This window comes from Pseudomonas sp. GW821-FHT09C10, from assembly GCF_059418085.1.
In genome coordinates, this window is sequence record NZ_JBWKPE010000004.1 from 20,700 (window position 1) to 45,728 (window position 25,029).

Genomic DNA, 25,029 nt, shown 5'->3' on the forward strand with positions numbered 1-25,029 from the left:
CGAACCTTGGATAGTTTGAGCCTTACTTGCCCGTCTTGACCTTGGTCCAGCTACGGGTCATTAAACGTTGCACTTTCGGGGGTAGCTCGAAGTTGACGAATGTCCGGTCGAGAACCGCCTGCGGTGGGTAAACCGCTTCGTCGGTGCGTATCGATTGCTCCATCAGTTTGTCCGCCCCTGGGTTAGGGTTGGCGTAACCGACGGTGTCACTGACCTGGGCGATCACCTCAGATTGCAGTAAATAGTTGATGAAGGCGTGGGCTTCCTTGATGTTGGTGGCGTCCTTGGGGATCGCCAGCACGTCAAACCACAGGTTGCCGCCTTCCTTCGGAATTGCGTAGGCGATGTTCACGCCTTTGCCCGCTTCGCTTGCGCGAGCCTTGGCCTGGAACACATCGCCGGAGAACCCGGCGGCCACGCAGATGTTGCCGTTGGCCAGGTCGGAGATGTATTTGGAAGAATGGAAGTAGGTCACGTAGGGCCGCACTTTGAGCAGCTTTTCCTCGGCCTTCTTGTAGTCTTCAGGGTTGGTGCTGTTAGGGTCCAGGCCCATATAGTTGAGCACCGCCGGCAGCATTTCATCCGCCGAGTCCATGAACGACACACCACAGGTGGCCAGCTTCTTCATGTTTTCCGGTTCGAACAGCACGGCCCAGGAGTCGATCTTGTCGACACCCAGCACTTCCTTCACTTTGTCGACGTTGTAACCGATGCCGTTGGTACCCCACAGGTACGGCACGGCGTACTGGTTGCCCGGGTCGTTCTTCTCCAGGCGCTTGAGCAGCACAGGGTCCAGGTTGGCGTAATGAGTCAGCAGCGACTTATCGAGTTTCTGGAACGCCCCGGCCTTGATCTGCTTGCCGAGGAAGTGGTTGGACGGCACTACCACGTCATAGCCGGTACGCCCGGCCAGTAACTTGCCTTCCAGGGTTTCGTTGGAATCAAACACGTCATACACGGGTTTGATGCCGGTGGCCTTTTCGAAGTTGGCCAGGGTGTCGGGACCGATGTAATCCGACCAGTTATAAATATGCACGGTCGGTGCGGCCTGCACGCTGACAGCCAGCGTGAGACCTGCACCTACCAGCAAGGCTTGGCGAAACAAAGAAATTGGCAAGTGGAGGTCCTCTTAAATAGTTGGGCCCAAAGTTGTTGCCCGGCAACAAAACCGGCGCGCAACTTACCCTCGATAAACCGATCCGGCAAAACTTTCTGTCATTTATTTGTTTCATTAACCACCGCGGGGCGCGCGGTGGTTAATGAAGGCCGGTTTATTTACCGGATTTGATCTTGGTCCAGCTGCGTGTCATTTCACGCTGGGTCGCAGCCGGCAAGTCCGCAATGGCGTAGAGCTTGGCTTGCACATCCGCTGGTGGGTAGATGCCCGGGTCGCTGGTGATGTCTTTGTCGACCAGTGCGGTGGCCTTCTCGTTACCGTTCGGGAAACGCACGCTGTTGGTGATCGAAGCCATGACTTCCGGCTTGAGCAGGTAGTTCATGAACTTATAGGCGGCGTCGACGTTTTCGGCATCTTTAGGGATGGCGACCATGTCGAAGAAGCTACCGGCACCTTCTTTCGGAATGTCGTAGGCCACCTTGACCTTGCCACCGGCTTCAGCCGCGCGGGACTTGGCCTGCTGGATGTCCCCCGAGTAACCCACGGCTACGCAGATGTTGCCGTTGGCCAGGTCGGAGATGTACTTGGACGAGTGGAAGTAGCCAATCGAAGGACGGATTTTCAGGAACAGGTCTTCGGCTTGCTTGAGGTCGGCCTTCTTCTGGCTGTCGGTTGGCAGGCCCAGGTAATGCAGCGCGACCGGCAGCATTTCGGTCGGCGAGTCGAGGAAGCTCACGCCGCAGCTTTTGAGCTTGGCGATGTTTTCCGGCTTGAGCAGCACGTCCCACGAATCGATCTTGTCCACGCCCAGCGCGGCCTTGACCTTGTCCGGGTTGTAGCCGATGCCGATCGAACCCCACATGTACGGGAAAGCGTGCTTGTTGTCCGGGTCGCTGACCGACACGGCTTTAAGCAGGGAGGTGTTCAGGTTGCCGTAGTTGGGCAGCTTGGACTTGTCCAGCTCCTGGTAGACACCGGCCTTGATCTGCTTGGCGAGGAAGTTGTTCGAAGGTACGACGATGTCGTAGCCGGACTTGCCTGCCAGCAACTTGGCTTCGAGTGTCTCGTTGCTGTCAAAAACGTCGTACACCACTTTAATGCCCGACTCTTTTTCAAAGTTGGCGATGGTGTCCGGTGCAATGTAGTCGGACCAGTTGTAGACGTGCAGCACTTTATCGTCGGCCTGGACCGCGCCCGCCATTGCGCCCATCAGGGACAAGGCGAGGAGGGTCTTGCCAGCGTTCTTCAAACCTAATGCCTTCATTTGGTGATGCTCCAATTTTTCTTTTTTGGGCCACGTTCTTTTATGTTCAGCGACCCTTCCAGAGGGCAGCAAAACAGGGCGACAGTCTGGCAAGTTCAGGGGCCGGCTTTCAACCAAAGCCCCTGCATTTATAACTGCCCGGTGCGCTGCGCACTGAGCCTAGCACTTAGCCCTGCAATGCCGCCAAAGTCAGGTCCAGGCACTGACGAGCCTTGGTCACCAGCTCGTCGATTTCAGCCTTGCTGATCACCAGAGGCGGCGAAATGATCATGGTGTCGCCCACGGCGCGCATGATCAGGCCATTCTCGAAGCAGAAGGTTCGGCAGATCATGCCGACACCCCGGCCCTCGTAACGCTTGCGCGTCGCCTTGTCCTGAACCAGCTCAATTGCACCAAGCATGCCGACACCGCGCACTTCACCCACCAACGGGTGATCCGCCAACTCCCGCAGACGTTTCTGCAAATACGGTGCCGTTTCGTCGTGAACGCGGTTAACGATTGTTTCATCGCGCATGATGCGGATGTTTTCCAGGGCCACGGCCGCCGCCACCGGGTGACCGGAGTAGGTGAAGCCGTGGTTGAAATCACCGCCTTCGTTGAGCACGGCCACCACGTCGTCGCGCACGATCAGGCCGCCCATGGGGATGTAGCCCGAGGTCAGGCCCTTGGCGATGGTCATCATGTGGGGCTTGAGGTCGTAGAAATCGCTACCGAACCACTCACCGGTACGGCCGAAACCGCAGATCACTTCGTCGGCCACAAACAGGATGTCGTACTTGGCGAGGATTTCCTTGATGCGCGGCCAGTAGCTGTCCGGCGGCACGATCACACCACCGGCGCCCTGGATCGGCTCGGCAATAAAAGCACCGACATTGTCCACGCCCAGCTCGAGGATCTTCTCTTCCAGTTGGTTGGCGGCCCAGATCCCGAACTCTTCGGGGCTCATGTCGCCGCCTTCGCCGAACCAGTACGGCTGGGCGATATGGACGATGCCCGGGATCGGCAAGTCGCCCTGCTCATGCATATAGGTCATGCCGCCCAGGCTGGCGCCAGCCACGGTGGAGCCGTGGTAGCCATTCTTGCGGCTGATGATGGTTTTCTTGTTCGGCTGGCCCTTGATCGCCCAATAGTGGCGGACCATGCGCAACATGGTGTCGTTGCCTTCGGAGCCGGAACCGGTGAAGAACACGTGGTTCATGCCGGCAGGCGCGATGTCGGCAATCGCCTTGGCCAGCTCCAGCACCGGCGGGTGAGCGGTCTGGAAGAACAGGTTGTAGTACGGCAGTTCTTTCATCTGCCTGGCGGCGGCGTCGGCCAGTTCATCGCGACCGTAACCGATCGCCACGCACCACAGGCCGGCCATGCCGTCGAGGATCTTGTTGCCTTCGCTGTCCCACAGGTACACGCCGTGGGCTTTGGTGATGATCCGTGGGCCTTTCTCTTTCAATTGCTTGAAGTCGCTGAACGGCGCCAGGTGGTGATCACTGCTCAAGGCTTGCCATTCACGGGTTTGCGGGTTGTTGCTGGACATACCAATCTCCTAGACTTTTCAGTGAAGGGCGCACGGGTTGCCCCGTGCGCCCGGCGCATCAGACGGCGAAGAGCAGGAATTCCCGCTCCCACGAACTGATCACGCGCTTGAAGTTTTCATGCTCGGCCCGCTTGACCGCGACGTAGCCTGTGATGAATTTCTGACCCAGGTATTTCTCGATGGTCTTGCTGTTTTCCATGCGTTCCAGGGCGTCTTCGATGGTCAACGGCAGGCGCAGGTTGCGGCGCTCGTAACCACGCCCCACCACCGGGGCGCTCGGGTTATGGCCTTCGACCATGCCGATGTAGCCACACAGCAGGCTGGCGGCAATCGCCAGGTACGGGTTGGCGTCGGCGCCCGGCAGGCGGTTTTCGACGCGACGGTTCTGCGGGCCGGCATCCGGCACGCGCAGGCCGACGGTGCGGTTTTCTTCGCCCCACTCCACGTTCACCGGCGCCGAGGTGTCGGGCAGGAAGCGGCGGAACGAGTTCACGTTGGGGGCAAACAGCGGCAGCAATTCAGGGATGAACTTCTGCAGGCCGCCAATGTGGTTGAGGAACAGTTGGCTCATGGTCCCGTCTTCATTGGAGAAGACGTTCTTGCCGGTGGCGATGTCGATGATGCTCTGGTGCAGGTGCATGGCGCTGCCGGGCTCGCCGGTCATCGGCTTGGCCATGAAGGTGGCCGCCACGTCGTGCTTGAGCGCGGCTTCACGCATGGTGCGCTTGAACACCAGGATCTGGTCGGCCAGGGACAGGGCATCGCCGTGACGGAAGTTGATTTCCATCTGCGCCGTGCCGTCTTCATGGATCAGGGTGTCGAGGTCCAGCTCCTGCAGCTCGCACCAGTCGTAGACGTCTTCGAACAGCGGGTCGAATTCGTTGGCGGCTTCTATAGAGAAGGACTGGCGGCCGGTCTCCGGGCGCCCGGACCGACCGATCGGCGGTTGCAGCGGGAAGTCCGGGTCTTCGCAGCGCTTGGTCAGGTAGAACTCCATCTCCGGCGCCACGATGGGCTGCCAGCCTTTGTCGGCGTAGAGCTTGAGGACTTTCTTGAGCACGTTGCGCGGCGACAGCTCGATCGGGTTGCCTTGCTTGTCGTAGGTGTCGTGGATCACCTGGGCGGTCGGCTCGATGGCCCAGGGCACCAGGAACACCGCGTTCTGGTCGGGGCGGCAGATCATGTCGATGTCTGCCGGGTCGAGCAATTCGTAATAGATGTCGTCTTCGACATAGTCGCCGGTCACGGTCTGCAACAGAACGCTCTCGGGCAGGCGCATGCCTTTTTCGGCGATGAACTTGTTGGTCGGCGAGATCTTGCCCCGGGTGATACCGGTCAGGTCGCCAATCATGCATTCGACTTCTGTGATCTTGTGGTCTTTCAACCAATCGGTGAGCTGGTCGAGGTTGTTACTCATAAATGCCTCTGGGCTGGGTTTCCTGGCATCCATTAAAGGCCAGGCGTTGGTTGACGCAGCATCCGCGTCGTTTTTTCGTTCAGGGTAGGAGCTTACCTGCCATTTGCTGCAGCGTTGCATTCCTCAAGCCAAAGTCGTGCAGAATCATGAGCGGCCGCGCAGAGGGGAGCCGGTAACTGGCAGTCGAGGAGGCAAAAAAGAGAGCGGATGGGCCGTCAAGAATATTGGCCGGTGCGTGGGCATTCACGCGGGACGAACGGACTGCGGACAAAGCCTGGCTGAAGCAGGCTGAGACGCCGATTGGCGGCAGGCGAGACATGAAGCACCCCGGTATTATTGCTGTTATGGGTTTGAATCGAGCTTAGCCTTGTTCATTTTTTTACACAACACCCCCGTAAAAAATACAACACGGCCCGCTCAAGCCTGCGAGTCCCAAGCCGGTCAAACCGAAAAAACCGCCCCAAAAAGCCCCAAAAGTGCGGTCACGGCGCTTTTTTAGGGCAAAAAAGGCCTCGCTTGACTTCGGCATGCCGTTCGGGTTGACTGAAACCAGAAAAGATCAATGATTGATATTTTTAACAACAAAGGTGTTGCATCATGTCGGTACCCCCGCGTGCCGTTCAGCTTAACGAAGCGAACGCGTTCCTTAAGGATCATCCTGAGGTTCTGTACGTAGACCTTCTAATTGCGGATATGAATGGTGTGGTGCGCGGTAAGCGCATCGAACGCACCAGCCTCCACAAGGTTTACGAGAAGGGCATTAACCTGCCTGCCTCTTTATTTGCCCTGGATATCAATGGCTCGACGGTGGAAAGCACCGGCCTGGGCCTGGACATCGGTGATGCTGACCGAATCTGTTATCCGATCCCTGACACCCTGTGCAATGAACCCTGGCAAAAGCGCCCTACCGCGCAACTGCTGATGACCATGCACGAACTTGAAGGTGAACCTTTCTTCGCCGATCCGCGCGAAGTGCTCCGCCAAGTTGTAAGCAAGTTTGACGACCTTGGTCTGACCATCTGCGCCGCCTTCGAGCTTGAGTTCTACCTGATCGACCAGGAGAACGTGAACGGCCGCCCACAACCGCCCCGCTCGCCGATCTCCGGCAAACGCCCGCACTCGACACAGGTCTACCTGATCGACGACCTCGACGAATACGTCGATTGCCTCCAGGACATCCTGGAAGGTGCCAAAGAGCAAGGCATCCCGGCCGACGCCATCGTCAAGGAAAGTGCCCCGGCGCAGTTCGAAGTGAACCTGCACCACGTGGCCGACCCGATCAAGGCCTGCGACTACGCAGTGCTGCTCAAGCGCCTGATCAAGAACATCGCCTACGACCATGAGATGGACACCACCTTCATGGCCAAGCCTTACCCAGGCCAGGCAGGCAACGGTTTGCACGTACACATCTCGATCCTGGACAAGGACGGCAAGAACATCTTTGCCAGCGAGGATCCCGAGCAGAACGCCGCATTGCGTCACGCGATCGGCGGTGTGCTCGAGACCCTACCCGCCCAAATGGCGTTCCTGTGCCCTAACGTCAACTCCTACCGTCGTTTCGGCGCACAGTTCTACGTGCCGAACTCGCCGTGCTGGGGCCTGGACAACCGCACCGTGGCGATTCGCGTACCGACCGGCTCGTCCGACGCCGTACGTATCGAACACCGTGTGGCCGGTGCCGACGCCAACCCTTACCTGCTGATGGCTTCGGTCCTGGCAGGCGTGCACCACGGTCTGACCAACAAGATCGAGCCGGGCGCCCCCGTGGAAGGCAACAGCTACGAGCAGAACGAACAGAGCCTGCCGAACAACCTGCGCGATGCCCTGCGCGAGTTGGACGACAGCGAGGTGATGGCCAAGTACATCGATCCTAAATACATCGATATCTTCGTGGCCTGTAAGGAAAGTGAGCTGGAAGAGTTCGAACACTCCATCTCCGACCTTGAGTACAACTGGTACCTGCATACCGTCTAAACGACGGCTGCATTGACTGTGGTGAGCGGGCTTGCCCCGCGCTGGGCTGCGTAGCAGCCCCAAACACAGACGCCGAGTTCTTTCTGAAGGAACTCGGCGTTTTTTATGGGGGCCGCTTCGCCGCCCAGCGCGGGGCAAGCCCGCTCACCCCAACAAGCGGTATGGATCATCCCCAGGCTCTGCGTACAATGCCCGCTGCCCTGTAGGAGACTTCCATGCCCACCCTCCCCGCCGCCCCTCGCAAACCCCGCGCCCGCAGCCAGGCACGGATCGACGCGATTCTCGATGCCGCCCGCACCTTGCTGGCCGCCGAAGGCGTGGCGAGTTTGTCGATATACAGCGTGGCCGAGCGCGCGCAGATTCCGCCGTCGTCGGTGTATCACTTTTTCGCCAGTGTGCCGGCGCTGCTGGAGGCACTGACCGCCGATATACATGCAGCCTTCCGCTGCGCCATCCAGGCCCCCATCGAGCATGATTCACTCAAGCATTGGCGCGACCTGTCCTACATCGTCGAACAGCGCATGCTGACCATCTACAGCAACGACGCCGCCGCGCGCCAGTTGATCCTGGCCCAGCACGGGCTGACCGAAGTGACCCAGGCGGACCGTCAGCATGATCTGGAGCTGGGGGATTTGATGCTGGAAGTGTTCGACCGCCACTTTGAAGTGCCGAGCTTGCCAACCGATGTGGATGTGTTTGCGCTGGCGTTGGAATTGAGTGATCGCGTGTATGCGCGCTCGGTGCATCAGCATGGGCTGATTACGCCGCGTATGGCGGAGGAAGGGATGCGGGTGTTTGATGCGTATGTGGGGCTGTATTTGCCGGCGTATCTGCCTAAGCGCTGAGTTTTGTGCTGGCCGGACTGGCCTCATCGGGGGCAAGCCCCCTCCCACAGTTTGATTTGTGAACACATTCAGAATGTGGGAGGGGCGGTGCGACGATTCGACTTGCCCCCGATGACGGCCTCAAGAACGACGCAAATCACAACTTGGCAATCGACACCTCGGTGGATTTCACAAAGGCAATCACTTCGCTGCCAATCACCAGCTCCAGCTCTTTGACCGAGCGGGTGGTGATCACGGACGTGACGATACCGGACGCGGTCTGCACGTCGATTTCCGACAGCACGTCGCCGACGACGATTTCCTTGATGGTGCCTTTGAACTGGTTACGCACGTTGATGGCTTTAATAGTCATGGTGTACTTCCTTCGTAGGACAAGTGAGTTATTGAGCCCAACGCAATTGCGTAGGCAGCGGTGAAACAGGTTCGGGTTCCGGCGGCGTGCCGGGCAACGACAGCACACGGTTAAGTACTTGCGCTTCCAGTGCGGCCAGGCGATGTGAGCCTCGGGCCCGTGGGCGCGGCAGATCGACCATCAGGTCGAGGCCGATTTCGCCGTCTTCGATCAGGATCACCCGGTCGGCAATGGCCACGGCTTCGCTGACGTCATGGGTCACCAGCAACACGGTGAAGCCGTGTTTTTGCCAGAGGTTTTCGATCAGTTGCTGCATCTCGATACGGGTCAGGGCGTCCAGGGCGCCCAGCGGTTCGTCGAGCAGCAACAGGCGCGGCTGGTGAATCAAGGCGCGGGCCAGGGCCACACGCTGCTTCTGGCCACCGGACAAGGCCGCCGGCCACTCATTGGCACGCTCGGCCAGGCCGACCGCTTCCAGGGCTTCCAAGGCTCTAGGGCGCCAGTTGCCTTTGAGGCCCAGGCCGACGTTGTCGATGATCTTTTTCCACGGCAGCAGGCGCGCTTCCTGGAACATCAAGCGCGTGTCTTCAATCGCCTCGCTCAGCGGCGCCGAACCGGCCAGCAGCTCGCCGCCGCTGGCTTTGTCCAGGCCGGCCAACAGGCGCAGCAACGTACTTTTACCGCAGCCACTGCGACCGACCACGGCCACGAACTGGCCCGCCGGAATGTGCAGGTCGATTTCCTTGAGCACTTCCCGCGCGCCGAAGGCCTTGCGCAATTTGCGCACCGCCAGGGGAATCCCCTTCAGCAGGCGCGGAGGTTGTTGAGCCGTCATGCCGCACCTCCTTTATTGACTTGATACGCCGGGTGCCAGCGCAGCCATACACGCTCCAGACCGCGAGCGGCAAGGTCGGCCAGCTTGCCGAGGATGGCGTACATCACGATGGCCAACACCACCACGTCGGTTTGCAGGAATTCGCGGGCGTTCATCGCCAGGTAACCAATGCCGGAGCTGGCAGAGATGGTTTCCGCCACGATCAGCGTCAGCCACATAAAGCCCAGGGCAAAGCGCACACCCACCAGGATCGACGGCAGCGCACCCGGCAGGATCACTTGCCAGAACAGGCTGAAACCGGACAAGCCGTAGCTGCGCGACATTTCCACCAGCGCCGGGTCGACGTTGCGGATGCCGTGGTAAGTGTTGAGGTAGATCGGAAACAGCGTGCCGAGGGCCACGAGGAAAATCTTCGCGGTCTCGTCGATGCCGAACCACAGGATCACCAGCGGAATCAGCGCCAGGTGCGGCACGTTGCGGATCATCTGCACCGAGCTGTCCAGCAGGCGTTCGCCCCACGTCGACAGGCCGGTGATAAACCCCAGCGCCAGGCCGATGCTGCCACCGATCACAAAGCCCAGGCCGGCACGCCAGCCACTGATAGCCAGGTGCGTCCAGATTTCGCCGCTGCGCACCAGGTTGACCCCAGCCTCAATCACCGCGCTGGGCGCCGGCAGGATGCGTGTCGACAACCAACCCGCCGACACCGACAACTGCCACACCGCCAGCAATAGAATCGGCAGCACCCAGGGCGCCACGCGATGGCTCAATTTTTCCAGGTTCATGGCGCCGCCTCAGCTCTGTGACGCAGCTTTGGGAAGGATGTCGTTGGCGACCATTTCGCCGAACGGGCTTACGTAACCGGCGCTTTTCGGCAGCTCGGGACGTTCGATATCCAGGTGCGGGAACAGCAGCTCGGCGACCCGATACGATTCTTCCAGGTGTGGATAACCGGAGAAGATAAAGGTGTCGATGCCCAGCGCTGCGTACTCCTTGACCCGCTCCGCAACCGTCGGGCCATCGCCCACCAGCGCGGTGCCCGCACCGCCACGCACCAGGCCGACGCCGGCCCACAGGTTGGGGCTGACTTCCAGGTTGTCGCGGTTACCGCCATGCAAGGCCGCCATGCGCTGCTGGCCGACGGAATCGAAGCGCGCCAGGGAAGCCTGGGCACGGGCGATGGTGTCGTCGTCGAGATGGGAGATCAGTTTGTCGGCGGCTTTCCAGGCTTCTTCGTTGGTTTCGCGCACGATCACATGCAGACGAATGCCGAAGCGCACGGTGCGCCCGAGTTTCGCCGCCTTGGCCCGCACCTGCTCGATCTTCTCGGCGACGGCGGCCGGTGGCTCGCCCCAGGTCAGCACCATCTCCACCTGTTCGGCGGCCAGGTCCTGGGCCGCTTCGGAGGATCCGCCGAAGTACAGCGGCGGGCGCGGTTGCTGGATCGGCGGGTAGAGCAACTTGGCGCCTTTGACGCTGATGTGCTCGCCGTCGTAATCCACGGTTTCACCTTCCAGCACACGACGCCAGATGCGGGTGAATTCCACCGAAGCCTGATAGCGCTCCTCGTGACTGAGGAACAAGCCATCGCCGGCCAGCTCTTCCGGGTCACCACCGGTCACCAGGTTGAACAACGCACGGCCACCGGACAGGCGGTCCAGGGTCGCGGCCTGGCGCGCCGCCACCGTCGGGGAAATGATCCCGGGGCGCAGCGCGACAAGGAATTTCAAACGCTGGGTCACCGGGATCAGCGAGGCGGCCACCAACCACGAGTCTTCGCAGGAACGACCAGTGGGGATCAGCACCCCGCCGAATCCCAGGCGGTCAGCTGCCTGGGCCACTTGCTGCAGATAACCGTGATCAACGGCGCGAGCGCCTTCGGCGGTGCCAAGGTAATGGCCGTCGCCGTGGGTAGGCAGGAACCAGAAAATAGTGAGGCTCATGGAGTTGTCTCCTGAAGAAATCGGATTACGGTGCTTTAGCCACGGCAGCCGGTGGCGTCCAGATCACGTCCTTGATGCTCAAGGGCTTGGGGATCAATTTGAGTTGGTAGAAGCTGTCGGCGATTTTCTGCTGGGCCGCCACCACTTCCGGGGTCAGGAACAGCGCACCGTAGCCCTGGCGTTTCACCGAGGTCAGGGTGATGTCGGCCGGCAGGCCCAGCAGCGGCGCGACTTGCTCGGTCACTTCCTGGGGGTTGGCCTTGGACCACTCGCCCACCGCGCGCACTTCTTCGATCAGCGCCTTGACCACTTCCGGATGCTTTTCGGCGTACGGCTTGGTGGCCAGGTAGAACTGGTGGTTGTCGGCGATGCCGGTGCCGTCACGCAAGGTACGCGCTTGCAGTTGTTTCTCGGCGGCGGCCTGGTACGGGTCCCAGATCACCCACGCATCCACGCTGCCACGCTCGAAGGCGGCACGGGCATCGGCGGGCGGCAGGAACACGGTCTGCACGTCGGTGTATTTCAGGCCGGCGTCTTCCAGGGCACGCACCAGCAGGTAGTGCACGTTGGAGCCTTTGTTGAGCACGACTTTCTTGCCCTTGAGCTCGGCCACCGATTTGATCGTCGAGTCTTTCGGCACCAGGATCGCTTCACTGGTGGGCGCCGGCGGCTCGTAGGCCACGTAGAGCAGGTCGGCACCGGCGGCCTGGGCGAAGACCGGCGGGGTTTCGCCGGTGACACCGAAGTCGATGGAACCCACGTTCAGGCCTTCGAGCAGTTGCGGACCGCCGGGAAACTCGGTCCATTGCACCTGCACACCTTGGGCGGCCAGGCGTTTTTCCAGGGTGCCCTTGGCCTTGAGCAGCACCAGGGTGCCGTATTTCTGGTAACCGATCCGCAGGGTCTCGGCGGCTTGAACCTGAACAATGGCGCCGAAGGACACAGCCGCAGCAAACAGTGCGACCAGACCACGACGCAAGATGACAGTGCGCATGGCGCTCTCTCCAAATAGTGCGATGAGGGGGTTGGCTGCACCTGCTTGGCCGTTGGCGGCTGAGTAAGGTGAGTACATCTATATAGCGGTGAGGCTGACTTAAATGCTCCAGCGAGCACTCAACAAACGTTCATTCAACACATGCGGGTCCAGCGGTTTCGGACGACGGGCCATGGCGCCGTAAAGCGTCTCCAGGGCCTCGTGCAAACGGTGTTCGAGGACCGGTACCAGTTGCGCCTGGGCACTGCCTTCGCCGTAGGCGATCTGGCTGTCTTCGGCAAAGATGCCGTGGAGCAGCTCCTGGGCTTTGAGGGCCGACAATACCGGCTTCAAGGCGTAATCCACCGCCAGCATGTGAGCGATGCTGCCGCCGGTCGCCATCGGCAGCACAACCTTGTGGGCCAGGGCGCGCTCCGGCAGCAGGTCGAGCACGGTTTTCAACGCCCCGGAGAACGACGCCTTGTACACCGGCGTGGCGATCACCAGGCCATCCGCGTTAGCCACCTGTTGCAGCAGGTCGATGACCTTGGGGCTGTCGAAGCGTGCATGCAGCAAGTCTTCAGCCGGGAAGTCCCGTATCTGGTAACTCACCACTTCAACGCCTTTGTCTTGCAACCACTGACGGGTTTTTTCCAGCAAGACCCCGGAGCGGGAACGCTGGCTGGGACTGCCTCCAAGTGTTACGACCAACATGCAGGAATTCCTTGAGCAAGTGCCGGCGGTTCGCTGTGTGGCGATGGCGCCAAGATGGAACAGACCTTATCAGCAGATTTATATATCTATAAATCTTATTTTTTCATTTGTTTATTCTTTAAATGCATATGAGATTTGTAGGTCCCCAGGCGAAAAAAAAGGCCGTAGAAACGGCCTGAAAACCCCTGCTGTGATTCAGTTTAAAAGGCGGTGCATTGACCGACGCCATCGGGGGCAAGCCCCCTCCCACAGGGGAATACCGTCAGCTGTGGGAGTGGGCTTGTCTCCGATGACGATATCCGCGTCAACGATTGGGTTGTGGAGTAAGCCGCAGGTAGGGCTTCACCGCCCGATAGCCCTTCGGAAAGCGCTTCTTGATCTCTTCCTCATCCTTGAGCGACGGCACGATCACCACTTCATCACCGTCCTGCCAGTTGGCGGGGGTGGCGACTTTGTAGTTGTCGGTCAGTTGCAGCGAGTCGATGACCCGCAGGATTTCGTGGAAGTTACGGCCGGTGCTGGCCGGGTAGGTGATGGTCAGGCGGATCTTCTTGTTCGGGTCGATCACGAACAAGGAACGCACGGTGAGGGTGTCACTGGCATTCGGGTGGATCAGGTCGTAGAGGTCCGAAACCTTGCGGTCGGCGTCAGCCAGGATCGGGAAGTTGACGACGGTGGCCTGGGTTTCGTTGATGTCTTCGATCCACTTGTGGTGCGAATCCACCGGGTCCACCGACAGGGCGATGGCCTTGACGCCGCGCTTGGCGAACTCGTCCTTGAGCTTGGCGGTGAAGCCCAGCTCCGTGGTGCACACCGGGGTGAAGTCCGCCGGGTGGGAAAACAACACACCCCAGCTGTCGCCCAGCCATTCGTGGAAACGAATCTTGCCGGCGCTGGAATCCTGTTCGAAGTCGGGGGCGATATCGCCCAGTCTTAGGCTCATGGTGTGGCTCCTGGTGAGTGCTTATGGAGCCCACTGTGCATGGATTACGGATTATTTAAAAAGAATAAATATCGATTTATCTAGACGATAAAGGAATATTAAAAATCTGTTCATTGGACGCGGGAAAGGGCGAGGCGCAACATCGTTTCCAAGGTTCGAGAAGGCCTAGAGACGCTGTACAAAGAGGGGTTCAGGAAGGGCTTGCGGGGGTTTAGCCCGACTTGAAAGGCAAGACACCTTGCCCGGCGTGCGCCGGGCAAGGTTTTACGGTCTTACAACAGCTTCACGCGACTAGAACAGTGGCAGCGAGTAGCTGACGATCAGGCGGTTTTCGTCCTGATTACGCTGGCCAGCGATGTCGTTGCGCCACGTGGCGTTTTTCCAAGCCACGCCAACGTTCTTCAGCGGGCCTTCTGGTACGACGTAGGCAACAGTGATGTCACGTTCCCACTCGTTCGCGCCGTTGGAGTTTACAGTCCGTTGCGGTGTGGTAGCGCCGACGGCGCCACGGGTGTCGATGTTGTCACCACGCAGGTAAACCACACCAGCGGTCAACCCGGGTACGCCAACCTTGGCGAAGTCGTAAGCGTAGCGAGCCTGCCAAGTACGTTCGCCAGCGCGGGCAAACTTGGAGATCTGCGAGTCAGTGGTCAGGTAAGCCGACGAACCGTCGCCTTGGTTCAACCATGGGAAGTCACTGTCGCCGTTGCTGACCTGGTAACCACCACCGAAGGTGTGACCCGCCACCGAGTACAGGAACAGACCGCTGTACAGGTTGTTGTCGACTTTACCTTTGGTGATGTTGTTACCTGCGGCGTTAGTGCCGTAGTCACCGCTGGTGAAGTAGTTGGCGTCGTTGCTGTTGTTACCATCAGCACGGCTGTTGAAGTAGCGCAGGTCGGTTTTCAACACGCCAGGACCGATGGCCCAGTTGTGCAGCAGGCCCAGGAAGTGTTGCTTGTAGAACTGATCCAGGTTGCCGTAGTAGTACTGGGCAGTCAGGTCTTTGGTGATTTTGTAGTCACCACCCGCGTAGTAGAACTTGTTGCTGTCGCGACCAGAGGCCGTACGACCGTTGGCACCTGCGATGGACAGGTTTTCAACGTTGCTGGAGTTACGACCTTTGGCCTTTTCGATCTGGCCGGCAACCAGTGTCAGGTCCTTGATGTCGCCAGAAGTGATCTGGCCACCTTGGAAAGTCTGTGGCAGCAAACGACCGTCGTTGGTCACGATAACTGGCAACTTAGGTTGCAGCGTGCCCAATTTCAGTTCGGTCTGGGAGATCTTGGCTTTGGCGGTCAGGCCCAGGCTGGAGTAGTTATCAACTGCTTCGCCGTTGGACTTGCTCGGGAAAACCGTGCCGCCGTAAGAACCGTAGTTGGTAGCAGTCTTGCCGCTGGCGCCGTTGGTACCGCCGCCCGAATCCAGACGCACGCCCAGCAGGCCGATGGCGTCAATACCGAAGCCCACGGTGCCTTGGGTGTAACCGGAGATGAAACGCAGGTCGAATGCCTGGCCCCATTCTTCTTGCTTGTTCTGCGCGCCGGCCGCTTTAGTAGCGTCGTCACGGTTATCAGTGTTGATGTAGAAGTTACGCAGACCCAGTGTGGCCTTGCTGTCTTCGATGAAACCGGCAGCGCCTGCTTGCTGAGCGATTACGCCCAAAGCTACAGACAGTGCCAAGGTGGACTTCTTCATGTACCGCTCCTCTCGTTTCTAATTTTTGTATTTCTTTGGTCTCGGGTCTGACGCCCTCGATCCACAGATGCGCGATTAGCACCGGATAGTGACTGACAAGTCAATCGTAACCTTGTGTGTCTACTACCTTCGTCTAACCACCGTTGATTTGGTCCCTGCAGGGTAATGAGTTTTTCATACACCCAAAAAGAATTATTTCATTCTTTTTCATACGATTCAGGAATAAGACTTTCCGTGACGCGGACAGGCCAGCATAGACCACCCGCCACACTAGCTAATTCCTAAAGGGTATTTGTTAGAGCTTTTTTAGATCGATTAGTGTGGCCGCGCTGTTGCATACGTCACCCACGATCAAAAAGGCGACGCCATCATGGCCAAAGGCACATCCTCCCGTCAATTTGTTACAGTTTTTGTGTCACTAATCGTTTCTTTTGCTGTCCAAGCCGCCCATTCGACGATTCAGCTATTAGCGAGCTTCCACACTCTATCCATAGCCGCCCACCTGTTATCGGCGTCAGATCAAGAATGCTTAAACTTTAGTCGTGCGTGACGGCAGGCTCTTGCACGAGCCTGCCCGGTGACTTGGGGGTAGGGTTCTACAAGGCCTTCTCGAAAATCTTCGAGTTGCGCTGATAGTTGTACAGCGAGGCCCGTGCCGATGGCAGGCGATCCACGCTGCTCGGCACAAAGCCGCGCTCACGGAACCAGTGGGCAGTCCGCGTGGTAAGCACGAACAGCGTCTTCAACCCCTGGGCCCGCGCGCGGGTTTCGATACGCTCCAGCAGCTCATCACCCCGCCCGCCATGGCGGTACTCCGGGTTCACCGCCAGGCAAGCCAGTTCACCCGCGTCCGAATCGGCGATCTGATACAACGCCGCACACGCGATGATCATGCCTTCGCGCTCCACCACGCTGAACTGCTCGATCTCACGCTCGAGCACTTCCCGCGAACGGCGCACCAGGATGCCCTGTTCTTCCAGCGGGCTGATCAGGTCGAGCAAGCCGCCGACGTCTTCAATCGCCGCCTCGCGCACCCGTTCGAATTGCTCCTGGGCCACCAACGTGCCGCCGCCATCGCGGGTGAACAGTTCGGTGAGCAAGGCGCCGTCTTCGGCGTAGCTGACGATGTGGCTGCGCCCTACCCCGCCGCGACAGGCCTCGGCAGCCGCATCGAGCAATTCGGACTGGTAGTTGCTGCTGCCCAGGCGCTGCAGGTGTGCCGGTACTTGTTGCGGGCGCAATTCGCGGACCAGGCGGCCATTTTCATCGATCAGGCCGAGATCAGCGCCGAACAGCAGCAGTTTGTCCGCCCCCAGGTCGATGGCGGCGCGGGTGGCGACGTCTTCGCAGGCCAGGTTGAAGATCTCCCCCGTAGGCGAATAGCCCAGGGGCGACAGCAGCACAATGGAGCGCTCATCCAGCAGGCGATTGATGCCCTTGCGGTCGACCCGGCGCACTTCGCCGGTGTGGTGGTAATCCACGCCTTCAAGCACACCGATAGGCCGTGCCGTCACCAGGTTGCCGCTGGCCACCCGCAGGCGCGAGCCCTGCATCGGCGACGAGGCCATGTCCATCGACAAGCGCGCTTCGATGGCGATACGCAGGTGGCCGACCGCGTCGATCACACACTCCAGCGTCGCGGCATCGGTGATGCGCATGCCTTCATGGTAAGTCGGGACCAGGCCGCGCGCTTCAAGGCGCGCTTCGATCTGTGGGCGCGAACCATGCACCAGCACCAGACGCACGCCCAGGCTGTGGAGCAGCACCAGGTCGTGGACGATATTGCCGAAGTTCGGATGATCCACGCCGTCGCCGGGCAACATGACCACAAAGGTGCAGTCGCGGTGGGCGTTGATGTAGGGCGAAGCGTGACGAAGCCAATTAACGTAGTCGGGCATGGAACCTGGGCCTGTAATAAAAAGCAGCCGAAAAAGGATGAGTCGTGAAAACGCACAGCGGGCTGATGGTTATCGTCGGAACAGGCTTGGCGACACGCTCGCTCTCCTTATGTACGAATGGACAGGGGTTAATTTACGCAGGTTTCAGGCAGTAATGTTCGATCAGTTCCCGCAATAGACGCACTGTAGGCGTCAAGCGTGACATTTCGAGGTATTCGCCCGGTTGGTGGGCACAGGCGATGTCGCCAGGGCCGAGCACCAGGGTTTCACAACCAAGGCGCTGAAGATAAGGCGCTTCGGTGCCGAACGCTACTGCTTCGGCACGATGCCCGGTCAATCGTTCCGCGACCCGCACCAACTCGGCGTCTTCGACCTGCTCGAACGGCGGCACTGCGGGGAATAACGGCGCGTAGTCGATCTTGACCTTATGGCGCTCGGCCAGCGGTTCGAGCTTTTGCCGGATCGCCGCACGCAGCACTGCGGGGTCCATGCCCGGCAAGGGCCGCAGGTCGAATTCCAGGGAGCATTGGCCACAGATGCGGTTGGGGTTGTCGCCACCATGGATACAGCCGAAGTTCATGGTCGGTTGCGGCACGCTGAATTGCGGGTTGCGGTACTCGCGCTGCCAGGCCAGGCGCAGGCCGCGCAGCTCGCCGATGGCGTCATGCATGGCTTCCAGGGCGCTGTGGCCCAGGCCTGGGTCCGACGAATGGCCGCTTTGGCCGAGAATGTCGATGCGCTCCATCATCACGCCTTTGTGCAGGCGGATCGGCTTGAGGCCGGTCGGTTCACCGATTACCGCCGCCCGGCCCAGGGGGCGCCCGGCTTCGGCCAATGCTCGGGCACCGGACATGGAGCTTTCTTCATCGCAGGTGGCGAGGATCAGCAACGGCTGCTTGAACGGTTGGTCCAGCAGCGGCAACACCGCCTCAATCGCCAGCGCGAAAAAACCCTTCATGTCGCAACTGCCCAATCCTACCCAGCGGCCGTCGACTTCCGTCAGCTTGAGCGGATCGGTCTTCCACAACGCAGCGTCATAAGGAACGGTGTCGCTATGGCCGGCCAATACCAGGCCCCCGGGGCCGGTGCCAAAGCTGGCCAGCAGGTTGAATTTGCCGGGGCTGACCGGCTGGATGTCGATGGAGAACCCCAGGTCGCCCAACCAACCGGCGAGTAAATCGATCACCGGGCGGTTGGTCTGGTCGAGAGACGCCTGGGTGCAACTCACCGAAGGCGCGGCAATCAGCGCGGCGAACTGCTCTTTCATGGACGGCAACGGCATACACGGTCTCCCTACTTCCCGGATGAGCCCCACTATAGAGGCATCTGCACGAGACAATAAACCGTTGCGGCGCGTTGCCGGGCTCAGTCCTGTACACTGCACGACCTTGGCAGCCACTCTTTTCCCCGGCTGCGCTCCCGATCCTGGATTTTCCGGCCATGCAGAAAGAAACCGAAATCAAGCTCCGCGTCAGCCGCGAAACACTCGCCGCGCTGCGTGAGCACCCGCTACTGAAAAAACGCAACAAAAGTGGCTGGGAACGCCGTGAGTTGATGAACCAGTACTTCGACACCCCCGAGCGTGACCTGGCCCAGGCCAAAGTCGCCCTGCGCCTGCGCAAGGACGGTGACGAGATTATCCAGACCCTCAAGACCCGTGGCCAAAGCGTCGCCGGCCTGTCGGAACGCAATGAGTACAACTGGGACCTGCCCAAGGCCAAGCTCGACGTGAAGAAACTCGACGGCGACTGCTGGCCCGAGCAACTGGCTGAGCTGGACAAAAAGACCCTCAAGCCGATCTTCACCACCGACTTCGTGCGCGAGCGCGCCGAAATCGCCTGGGGCCGTGGCAAGGCCAAGGTGGTGATCGAAGCCGCCCTGGACCTGGGCCATGTGGTCGTGGGTAAGCAGAAAGAAGAAATCTGCGAGCTGGAACTCGAACTGCGCGAAGGCGAACCGGCTGCCCTGCTGGAGTTGGCCGCCGAACTGGCCGCCACCCTCGCGCTGATGCCGTGTGACATCAGCAAAGCCGAGCGCGGCTACCGCCTGTACGACGCCAGCAGCTACTCCCTGAGCCTGCCGGCGCCGCAGATCCACGCCGAAATGCCGCTGGACGACGCCTTCGCCGCAATCATGTGGCACCTGCTCGGCAGCAGCCAGCGCCTGGCCGAGCAATACCGCTTCAATGGCCACTGGCGCCTGCTGCAGGACTGGGTCGACAACCTCGGCGAACTGCGCGCCCTGATCGGCAGCCTCGGCCAGGCCGCACCGCGTCAATCCACCAGCGAACTGCGCAGCGCACTCGATGCACTGCTGGAAGACTGGCGCCCGCTGGTCCAGGCCGGTGACGACGACGAAGACATCCGCAAAGCCGCACCCGAGCAGTTTGCCGAAGAATTGGACGACGTGCGCTGGGGCTTGTTCTCGCTGAACATGTCACGCTGGCTGATGGCCCGCACCTGGACTGCCGACCGCAACGTGCGCGGCAACCGCCAGGGCGCCGCGCAAATCACCAACTGGCTGCCGCGCCTGCTGGCCGACGATGCCGTCGCCCTGCAACTGCCGCGCTACCAGCAGCAACCGGAAGACCTGGCCGAGCAACTGCCGCGCATCGAACGCATCCAGGCCTGGCTGCACCACGCGCGTAACGTGTTGGACATTGCGGAACTGGATCGTTTGTACGGCGAGCTGAACAAGCTGGCGCAACTGGCCAACCAGCCGATCACCGACGAGTCGCTGGATGCGCGCATGCATCAGGCGATTGCGGTGTATCAGAACCGTGCCTGGAAGACCCTGCTGCGCCTGTAATATCGCCATCGGGGCCTAGCCCCCGATGAGGCCGATCCTGTCAGCGCAATACTGGCAGGCTGGTGGTCGACTTGATCTCGGACAGCGCCACGATCGAGTTGACCTCCTGAATCCCCGGCACCATCGATAACTTCTCGAAGAAAAACCGCTCGTACGCCTCAATGTCCGACGTCACGATGCGCAGCAGAAAATCCACCGCCCCCATCAGCACATAGCACTCCAGCACTTCCGGAAACCCACGAATCGCGTCGGTGAACTCGGTGAAGTTGGATCGGCCGTGGGCGTTGAGTTTGACCTCGGCAAAGATCTGCGTATTCAGGCCGATCTTCTTGCGATCCAGCAGAGTGACCTGGCCGCGAATCACTCCTTCCTCCTTGAGCCGCTGGATGCGTCGCCAGCACGGCGACTGGGACAGGCCGACCTGTTCGGCGATCTGCGCGCTGGACAGCGAGGCGTCCTCTTGCAGCAGGGCCAGGATGCGGCGGTCGTAGGCGTCCAATTCGCTGTGCATAAAAATACCTTGAAGGCTGTCTTTTCTGAATTGAACGATTCGATTAATCGCAAATCATGCCCATCTTAGATAAGAAATCTCCCGAAGCGAATGTAAAAATTTCTCCAGTCGAATCTGGAGAGTCAGCATGCATGCCGTCGAAACCACCCACCCTCTGACCCGCGTCGATGCGTGGGCTGCCAGCAGCACCCATTGCCAGGCGCATTACCGGATCGTCGCCGAGGCGGAGCCCGATGTGTTGTGTCGGGTACTCAACTATTTTGCGTTGCAGTTCCTGACACCGAGCCAGGTCAACGTGAGCCGCCAGGAAGACCTGCTGAACATCGATATCGTGATGGATAGCCTGAGCTGGCATCGCGCCCAAGTGATCGCCGAAAAGATTCGAAACCTGATCAGCGTGTGCACGCTGCATGTATGGCGCGCTGATTCCGTGGGGCCTGCGGCCGTGGCGGCAGCAGCTCGGTAAAGGCCTGCAACATACGCTGGGAGGAAGATATCCGGCGGCTGGCTAGCCTGAAATGTCGTCCGAGGCTACCCAGGAACACCTTCATGTCTGCTGATCACCGATTGGAACTGCATCAGTTGCTCCCGGCGCTGGTCGAGGGAGGGCTGATTGCTCCCGACATCGCGCAGCGCATATCGGCGCTGCCCGCCGGCAATGCCCAGCACCCGTTGGAGTGCATCGCCGCCCATGGGCCTTCCCTGGAAACCCTGACCCAGTGGCTTGCCCAACATGTGGGGCAACCTTATTGGCGTATCGACCCGCTGAAGATCGATGTCGCAACGGTGGTGCCGCTGATGTCCCACGCGTTTGCCCAACGCCACGCCATCCTTGCGGTAGCCGTGGACGCACAGACCGTCACCGTTGCCAGCGCCCAGCCCCATGTCACCAGCTGGGAATCGGGACTGGCACAAGTGCTCCAGCGCTCGATCAGGCGCGTGGTTGCCAACCCCCAAGACATTCAGCGTTGTATCAGCGAATTCTACCGGCTGGCGAAGTCCGTCAGCGGTGCGGATCAAAAGGTGGCGGGGACTGGCAACGTCGAGTTGCTCAACCTCGGCGCCAGCGACCAGGAGCCGGACGCCAACGACGCGCATATCGTCAATATCGTCGACTGGCTGTTGCAATACGCGTTCGCCCAGCGGGCCAGTGATATTCATATCGAGCCGTGCCGTGAACAAGGCCGCGTGCGCTTTCGCATTGATGGCCTGTTGCACGACGTCTATCAATTTCCTCCCCAGGTGACGATGGCGGTGGTCAGCCGCCTGAAAAGCCTCGGGCGGATGAACGTGGCGGAAAAACGCAAACCCCAGGATGGTCGGGTCAAGACCAAAAGCCCTGCCGGCACAGAAGTCGAGTTGCGGCTGTCGACCCTTCCCACCGCCTTTGGCGAAAAGCTGGTGATGCGGATTTTCGATCCGCAGGTGCTGCTCAAGGACTTTGACGAGCTGGGTTTGTCGGCCGAAGACCAGCAGCGATGGCACGACATGACGCGCCACACCAACGGCATCATCCTGGTCACGGGGCCTACCGGTTCAGGCAAGACCAGCACCCTCTACACCACGCTCAAACACTTGGCGACCCGAGAGGTCAATCTTTGCACCGTGGAAGACCCGATCGAGATGGTCGAGCCGGCGTTTAACCAAATGCAGGTACAGCCCAATATCGACCTGACGTTCGCCAGCGGCATCCGAGCCCTGCTTCGCCAGGACCCGGACATCATCATGATCGGCGAGATCCGCGACCAGGAAACCGCCGAGATGGCGATCCAGGCCGCATTGACCGGGCATTTGGTGCTCTCGACGCTGCACACCAACGATGCGCCCAGCGCCATCAGCCGCTTGCAGGAACTGGGCATTGCTCATTATTTGATCAAGGCCACCTTATTGGGCGTAATGGCGCAGCGCTTGGTGCGCTTGCTGTGCCCTCATTGCAAGCGGGTGGCGGGCGATGCTCACGAAGCGGTAGGGTGTGCGGAATGTCGAAACAGCGGGTTTCGCGGGCGCGCCGGGGTGTACGAGCTCATGGTGCTGAATGACTCGCTCAAGGCGCTGATCACACCAGGCGCCGACGCGCAGTCCCTGCGCAGGGAGGCGGTGGCGCAAGGCATGTGCGGCCTGCGCATGGCCGGCGTGGGTAAAGTCAAGGCGGGGCTGACCACGATGGCCGAGGTATTGCGAGTGACGCCAGGGGATTCGGTAACAAATGCGTTGATTACCCCGGGCTGAAACCGTTCTTATCGGTGACAAGACCGTTACAATCCGCCGAACTTCGTTTAACTGACACCACCAGATAGGGAATCGCTATGCAGATCGGAACCGTACTGCTTCTTTTCGTGGGTTTGGCTATCGCCATCCTGTTCATGGGCTTCAAGGTGGTACCCCAGGGCTATCAGTGGACCGTCGAGCGCTTCGGCCGTTACACCAACACCCTCAAGCCGGGCCTGAACATCATCATCCCGGTCATGGACCGCATCGGCCGCAAGATCAACGTGATGGAAAGCGTGCTGGATATCCCGCCCCAGGAAGTCATCACCGCCGACAACGCCACCGTGCAGATCGACGCCGTGTGCTTCTTCCAGGTGGTCAATACCGCCCAGGCCGCCTACGAGGTCAACAACCTCGAACACGCTATCCGCAACCTGCTGCAAACCAATATCCGCACGGTACTCGGCTCCATGGAGCTGGATGCCATGCTCAGCCAGCGCGACGGCATCAACGAAAAACTGCTGCGCACCGTCGATGAAGCCACGGCGCCGTGGGGCATCAAGATCACCCGGATCGAAATCAAGGACATCAGCCCGCCCGCCGACCTGATGGCCGCCATGTCCGGCCAGATGAAAGCCGAACGGATCAAGCGTGCACAGATCCTGGAAGCCGAAGGCCTGCGGGCATCGGCGATCCTGACGGCCGAAGGCAAGAAGCAGGCACAGATTCTTGAAGCCGAAGGTGGGCGCCAGGCCGCGTTCCTGGAGTCTGAAGCCCGTGAGCGTCAGGCAGAGGCTGAGGCCCGCGCGACCCAGGTCGTGTCCGAAGCAATCGCCACCGGTAACGTGCAGGCCATCAACTACTTCGTCGCGCAGAAATACATCGATGCCCTTGGCAAATTGGCGTCGGCCAATAACAGCAAAGTGATCCTGATGCCGCTGGAAGCCAGCCAGGTGATCGGCGCTGTCGGCGGCATCGGCGAAATCGTCAAGGCAACCTTCGATAACAAGAAAGCCTGAGGCGATCGCCATGTGGGATTTCCTTCAGCATCTTTCGTTCTGGGATTGGCTCGCACTGGGTACGGTGCTATTGATTCTTGAGGTCTTCGGCGCCGGTGGCTACCTGCTGTGGATGGGCATAGCTGCGGCAGCCGTGGGCGTGATCAAGTTTCTTGTGCCGCCGCTCGGGCTGGAGTGGCAACTGCTGCTGTTCGCTGTGCTGTCGATATTGACAGCGGTGTACTGGTGGAAACGCCAGCGCAGCAGTGCCAAAGCCAGCGACCAGCCGGGGCTCAACGAGCGTGGTTCGGAGTTGGTCGGTCGCGTGTTCGTGGTGCATCAGGCGATTGTGGAGGGTCGGGGCAAGGTAAAAGTCGGTGATGGTGTATGGATGGTGGCCGGCCCTGACAGCCCTGTCGGCGCTCAAGTGCGTGTGGTGGGCCTGGATGGCGTGATCTTGAAGGTAGAAACTGTTTAGTCAGTGATGGAACTCGGTTGGGCTAACTACAATCAAACGGTACAGATCACCCACCCGGAGTCACCCATCATGCGTCTTAAATATGCTGTCGCTACCCTCGCTGTGCTTTCCCTTCCTGTCGGTTCAGCCATGGCCGACAGTTTCTGGCGCAATGTCATCTCGTCGGGCGCCACGACCGGCTCGACCTACCTGACCTTCAAGGACCACAAGCTGGTGGTTGCCGCACAAGACGACGCAGGCAGCTTCGTTGCCAGCGACGGCGGTATCCGCGGCCCGTACCTGGAAGCCGCCATGCAGAAAGTCCGCGCCGACAACCCTGGCCTGCAGGCCACGGATATGGAGCTGGCTAACGCTATCCTGGCGAAAAACGCTATCGCCGCCGAGTAAAACCGCCGGTTAAAACAGCCGCTCCCTGGGAGCGGCTTTTTTGTGCCACTTTTCTTCCTACAGCAAAGACTGTTGAGTTGACGATTGAACAGGAGAAATCCTCTACTTCACTGCTCTCCACCGACGACAAGCTAT

At 60.0% G+C, this 25,029-nt stretch carries 23 protein-coding genes; 8 read left to right on the forward strand and 15 right to left on the reverse strand.

The features are described 5' to 3' along the window. Window positions 1-22: 22 nt before the first annotated feature. The 4 genes from AC07OT_RS09380 to AC07OT_RS09395 all read right to left on the reverse strand — a co-directional run bounded on the left by AC07OT_RS09380 (window position 23) and on the right by AC07OT_RS09395 (window position 5,329). Window positions 23-1,117, reverse strand: a complete 1,095-nt coding sequence (locus tag AC07OT_RS09380) for a polyamine ABC transporter substrate-binding protein (protein WP_027608404.1) — start codon at window positions 1,115-1,117, stop codon at window positions 23-25. Between the two features lie 154 nt (window positions 1,118-1,271). Beyond that, on the reverse strand, window positions 1,272-2,366 hold the full coding sequence (locus tag AC07OT_RS09385) for a polyamine ABC transporter substrate-binding protein (protein WP_065938252.1): 1,095 nt from the start codon (window positions 2,364-2,366) through the stop codon (window positions 1,272-1,274). A 181-nt stretch (window positions 2,367-2,547) separates the two neighbouring features. Continuing rightward, window positions 2,548-3,912, reverse strand: coding sequence for an aspartate aminotransferase family protein (locus tag AC07OT_RS09390; protein WP_495107944.1), 1,365 nt, complete (start codon window positions 3,910-3,912; stop codon window positions 2,548-2,550). 58 nt (window positions 3,913-3,970) lie between these two features. After that, window positions 3,971-5,329 (reverse strand): glutamine synthetase family protein, encoded by a 1,359-nt coding sequence (locus tag AC07OT_RS09395; protein WP_003176780.1) that lies wholly within the window; start codon window positions 5,327-5,329, stop codon window positions 3,971-3,973. A 597-nt stretch (window positions 5,330-5,926) separates the two neighbouring features. Here AC07OT_RS09395 and AC07OT_RS09400 point away from each other — a divergent pair. Further along, window positions 5,927-7,303 carry a glutamine synthetase family protein gene (locus AC07OT_RS09400; RefSeq protein ID WP_003213894.1) on the forward strand — a complete coding sequence of 459 codons (1,377 nt, stop codon included), beginning with the start codon at window positions 5,927-5,929 and terminating at the stop codon, window positions 7,301-7,303. 215 nt (window positions 7,304-7,518) lie between these two features. After that, window positions 7,519-8,148, forward strand: a complete 630-nt coding sequence (locus AC07OT_RS09405) for a TetR/AcrR family transcriptional regulator (protein ID WP_495107945.1) — start codon at window positions 7,519-7,521, stop codon at window positions 8,146-8,148. 136 nt (window positions 8,149-8,284) lie between these two features. On the opposite strand, the gene AC07OT_RS09410 is transcribed toward AC07OT_RS09405, so the two are convergent. The 10 genes from AC07OT_RS09410 to argE all read right to left on the reverse strand — a co-directional run bounded on the left by AC07OT_RS09410 (window position 8,285) and on the right by argE (window position 18,786). After that, complete coding sequence (locus AC07OT_RS09410) at window positions 8,285-8,500, reverse strand: TOBE domain-containing protein (RefSeq protein WP_003176783.1); 216 nt, start codon at window positions 8,498-8,500, stop codon at window positions 8,285-8,287. A gap of 28 nt (window positions 8,501-8,528) precedes the next feature. Beyond that, window positions 8,529-9,335: an aliphatic sulfonates ABC transporter ATP-binding protein gene (gene ssuB, locus AC07OT_RS09415; RefSeq protein ID WP_495107946.1), complete on the reverse strand. Its 807-nt coding sequence runs from the start codon at window positions 9,333-9,335 to the stop codon at window positions 8,529-8,531. Further along, window positions 9,332-10,120 (reverse strand): aliphatic sulfonate ABC transporter permease SsuC, encoded by a 789-nt coding sequence (ssuC, locus tag AC07OT_RS09420; RefSeq protein ID WP_027608399.1) that lies wholly within the window; start codon window positions 10,118-10,120, stop codon window positions 9,332-9,334. The genes ssuB and ssuC overlap by 4 nt, the downstream gene beginning before the upstream one ends. Before the next feature lie 9 nt (window positions 10,121-10,129). Further along, window positions 10,130-11,278 (reverse strand): FMNH2-dependent alkanesulfonate monooxygenase, encoded by a 1,149-nt coding sequence (gene ssuD / locus AC07OT_RS09425; RefSeq protein ID WP_027608398.1) that lies wholly within the window; start codon window positions 11,276-11,278, stop codon window positions 10,130-10,132. Window positions 11,279-11,303: 25 nt separating this feature from the next. Next, complete coding sequence (locus AC07OT_RS09430) at window positions 11,304-12,272, reverse strand: sulfonate ABC transporter substrate-binding protein (protein ID WP_495107947.1); 969 nt, start codon at window positions 12,270-12,272, stop codon at window positions 11,304-11,306. Window positions 12,273-12,371: 99 nt separating this feature from the next. Next, the gene (gene ssuE / locus AC07OT_RS09435; protein WP_027608396.1) at window positions 12,372-12,965 is read right to left on the reverse strand and encodes an NADPH-dependent FMN reductase; all 594 of its coding nucleotides are present in this window, start codon (window positions 12,963-12,965) and stop codon (window positions 12,372-12,374) included. A gap of 304 nt (window positions 12,966-13,269) precedes the next feature. Further along, window positions 13,270-13,908, reverse strand: a complete 639-nt coding sequence (locus AC07OT_RS09440; protein ID WP_027608395.1) for a peroxiredoxin — start codon at window positions 13,906-13,908, stop codon at window positions 13,270-13,272. A 291-nt stretch (window positions 13,909-14,199) separates the two neighbouring features. Then, a complete protein-coding gene (locus tag AC07OT_RS09445; protein WP_495107948.1) occupies window positions 14,200-15,606 on the reverse strand; it encodes an OprD family porin in 1,407 nt (468 codons plus the stop codon). 596 nt (window positions 15,607-16,202) lie between these two features. After that, window positions 16,203-17,504, reverse strand: coding sequence for an amino-acid N-acetyltransferase (argA, locus tag AC07OT_RS09450; protein WP_027608393.1), 1,302 nt, complete (start codon window positions 17,502-17,504; stop codon window positions 16,203-16,205). 133 nt (window positions 17,505-17,637) lie between these two features. Next, window positions 17,638-18,786, reverse strand: coding sequence for an acetylornithine deacetylase (argE, locus tag AC07OT_RS09455; protein WP_495107949.1), 1,149 nt, complete (start codon window positions 18,784-18,786; stop codon window positions 17,638-17,640). Between the two features lie 158 nt (window positions 18,787-18,944). Here argE and AC07OT_RS09460 point away from each other — a divergent pair, with 158 nt between their 5' ends. Then, complete coding sequence (locus tag AC07OT_RS09460) at window positions 18,945-20,312, forward strand: CYTH domain-containing protein (protein ID WP_495107950.1); 1,368 nt, start codon at window positions 18,945-18,947, stop codon at window positions 20,310-20,312. Between the two features lie 40 nt (window positions 20,313-20,352). On the opposite strand, the gene AC07OT_RS09465 is transcribed toward AC07OT_RS09460, so the two are convergent. Next, entirely contained in the window at window positions 20,353-20,823 is a 471-nt protein-coding gene (locus AC07OT_RS09465) for an Lrp/AsnC family transcriptional regulator (protein ID WP_010207358.1), read from the reverse strand. A 127-nt stretch (window positions 20,824-20,950) separates the two neighbouring features. Between AC07OT_RS09465 and AC07OT_RS09470 the strand changes: the two genes are divergently transcribed. From AC07OT_RS09470 to AC07OT_RS09490, 5 genes are all read left to right on the forward strand, one after another. Continuing rightward, window positions 20,951-21,289: an ACT-like domain-containing protein gene (locus AC07OT_RS09470; protein ID WP_027608390.1), complete on the forward strand. Its 339-nt coding sequence runs from the start codon at window positions 20,951-20,953 to the stop codon at window positions 21,287-21,289. A gap of 83 nt (window positions 21,290-21,372) precedes the next feature. Next, window positions 21,373-23,052: a GspE/PulE family protein gene (locus AC07OT_RS09475; RefSeq protein WP_495107951.1), complete on the forward strand. Its 1,680-nt coding sequence runs from the start codon at window positions 21,373-21,375 to the stop codon at window positions 23,050-23,052. Window positions 23,053-23,129: 77 nt separating this feature from the next. Next, a complete protein-coding gene (locus AC07OT_RS09480; RefSeq protein ID WP_027608388.1) occupies window positions 23,130-24,050 on the forward strand; it encodes an SPFH domain-containing protein in 921 nt (306 codons plus the stop codon). A gap of 10 nt (window positions 24,051-24,060) precedes the next feature. Continuing rightward, window positions 24,061-24,507 (forward strand): NfeD family protein, encoded by a 447-nt coding sequence (locus AC07OT_RS09485; RefSeq protein WP_408013278.1) that lies wholly within the window; start codon window positions 24,061-24,063, stop codon window positions 24,505-24,507. A gap of 69 nt (window positions 24,508-24,576) precedes the next feature. Beyond that, complete coding sequence (locus AC07OT_RS09490) at window positions 24,577-24,894, forward strand: DUF2388 domain-containing protein (protein WP_027608386.1); 318 nt, start codon at window positions 24,577-24,579, stop codon at window positions 24,892-24,894. Window positions 24,895-25,029: the final 135 nt, after the last annotated feature.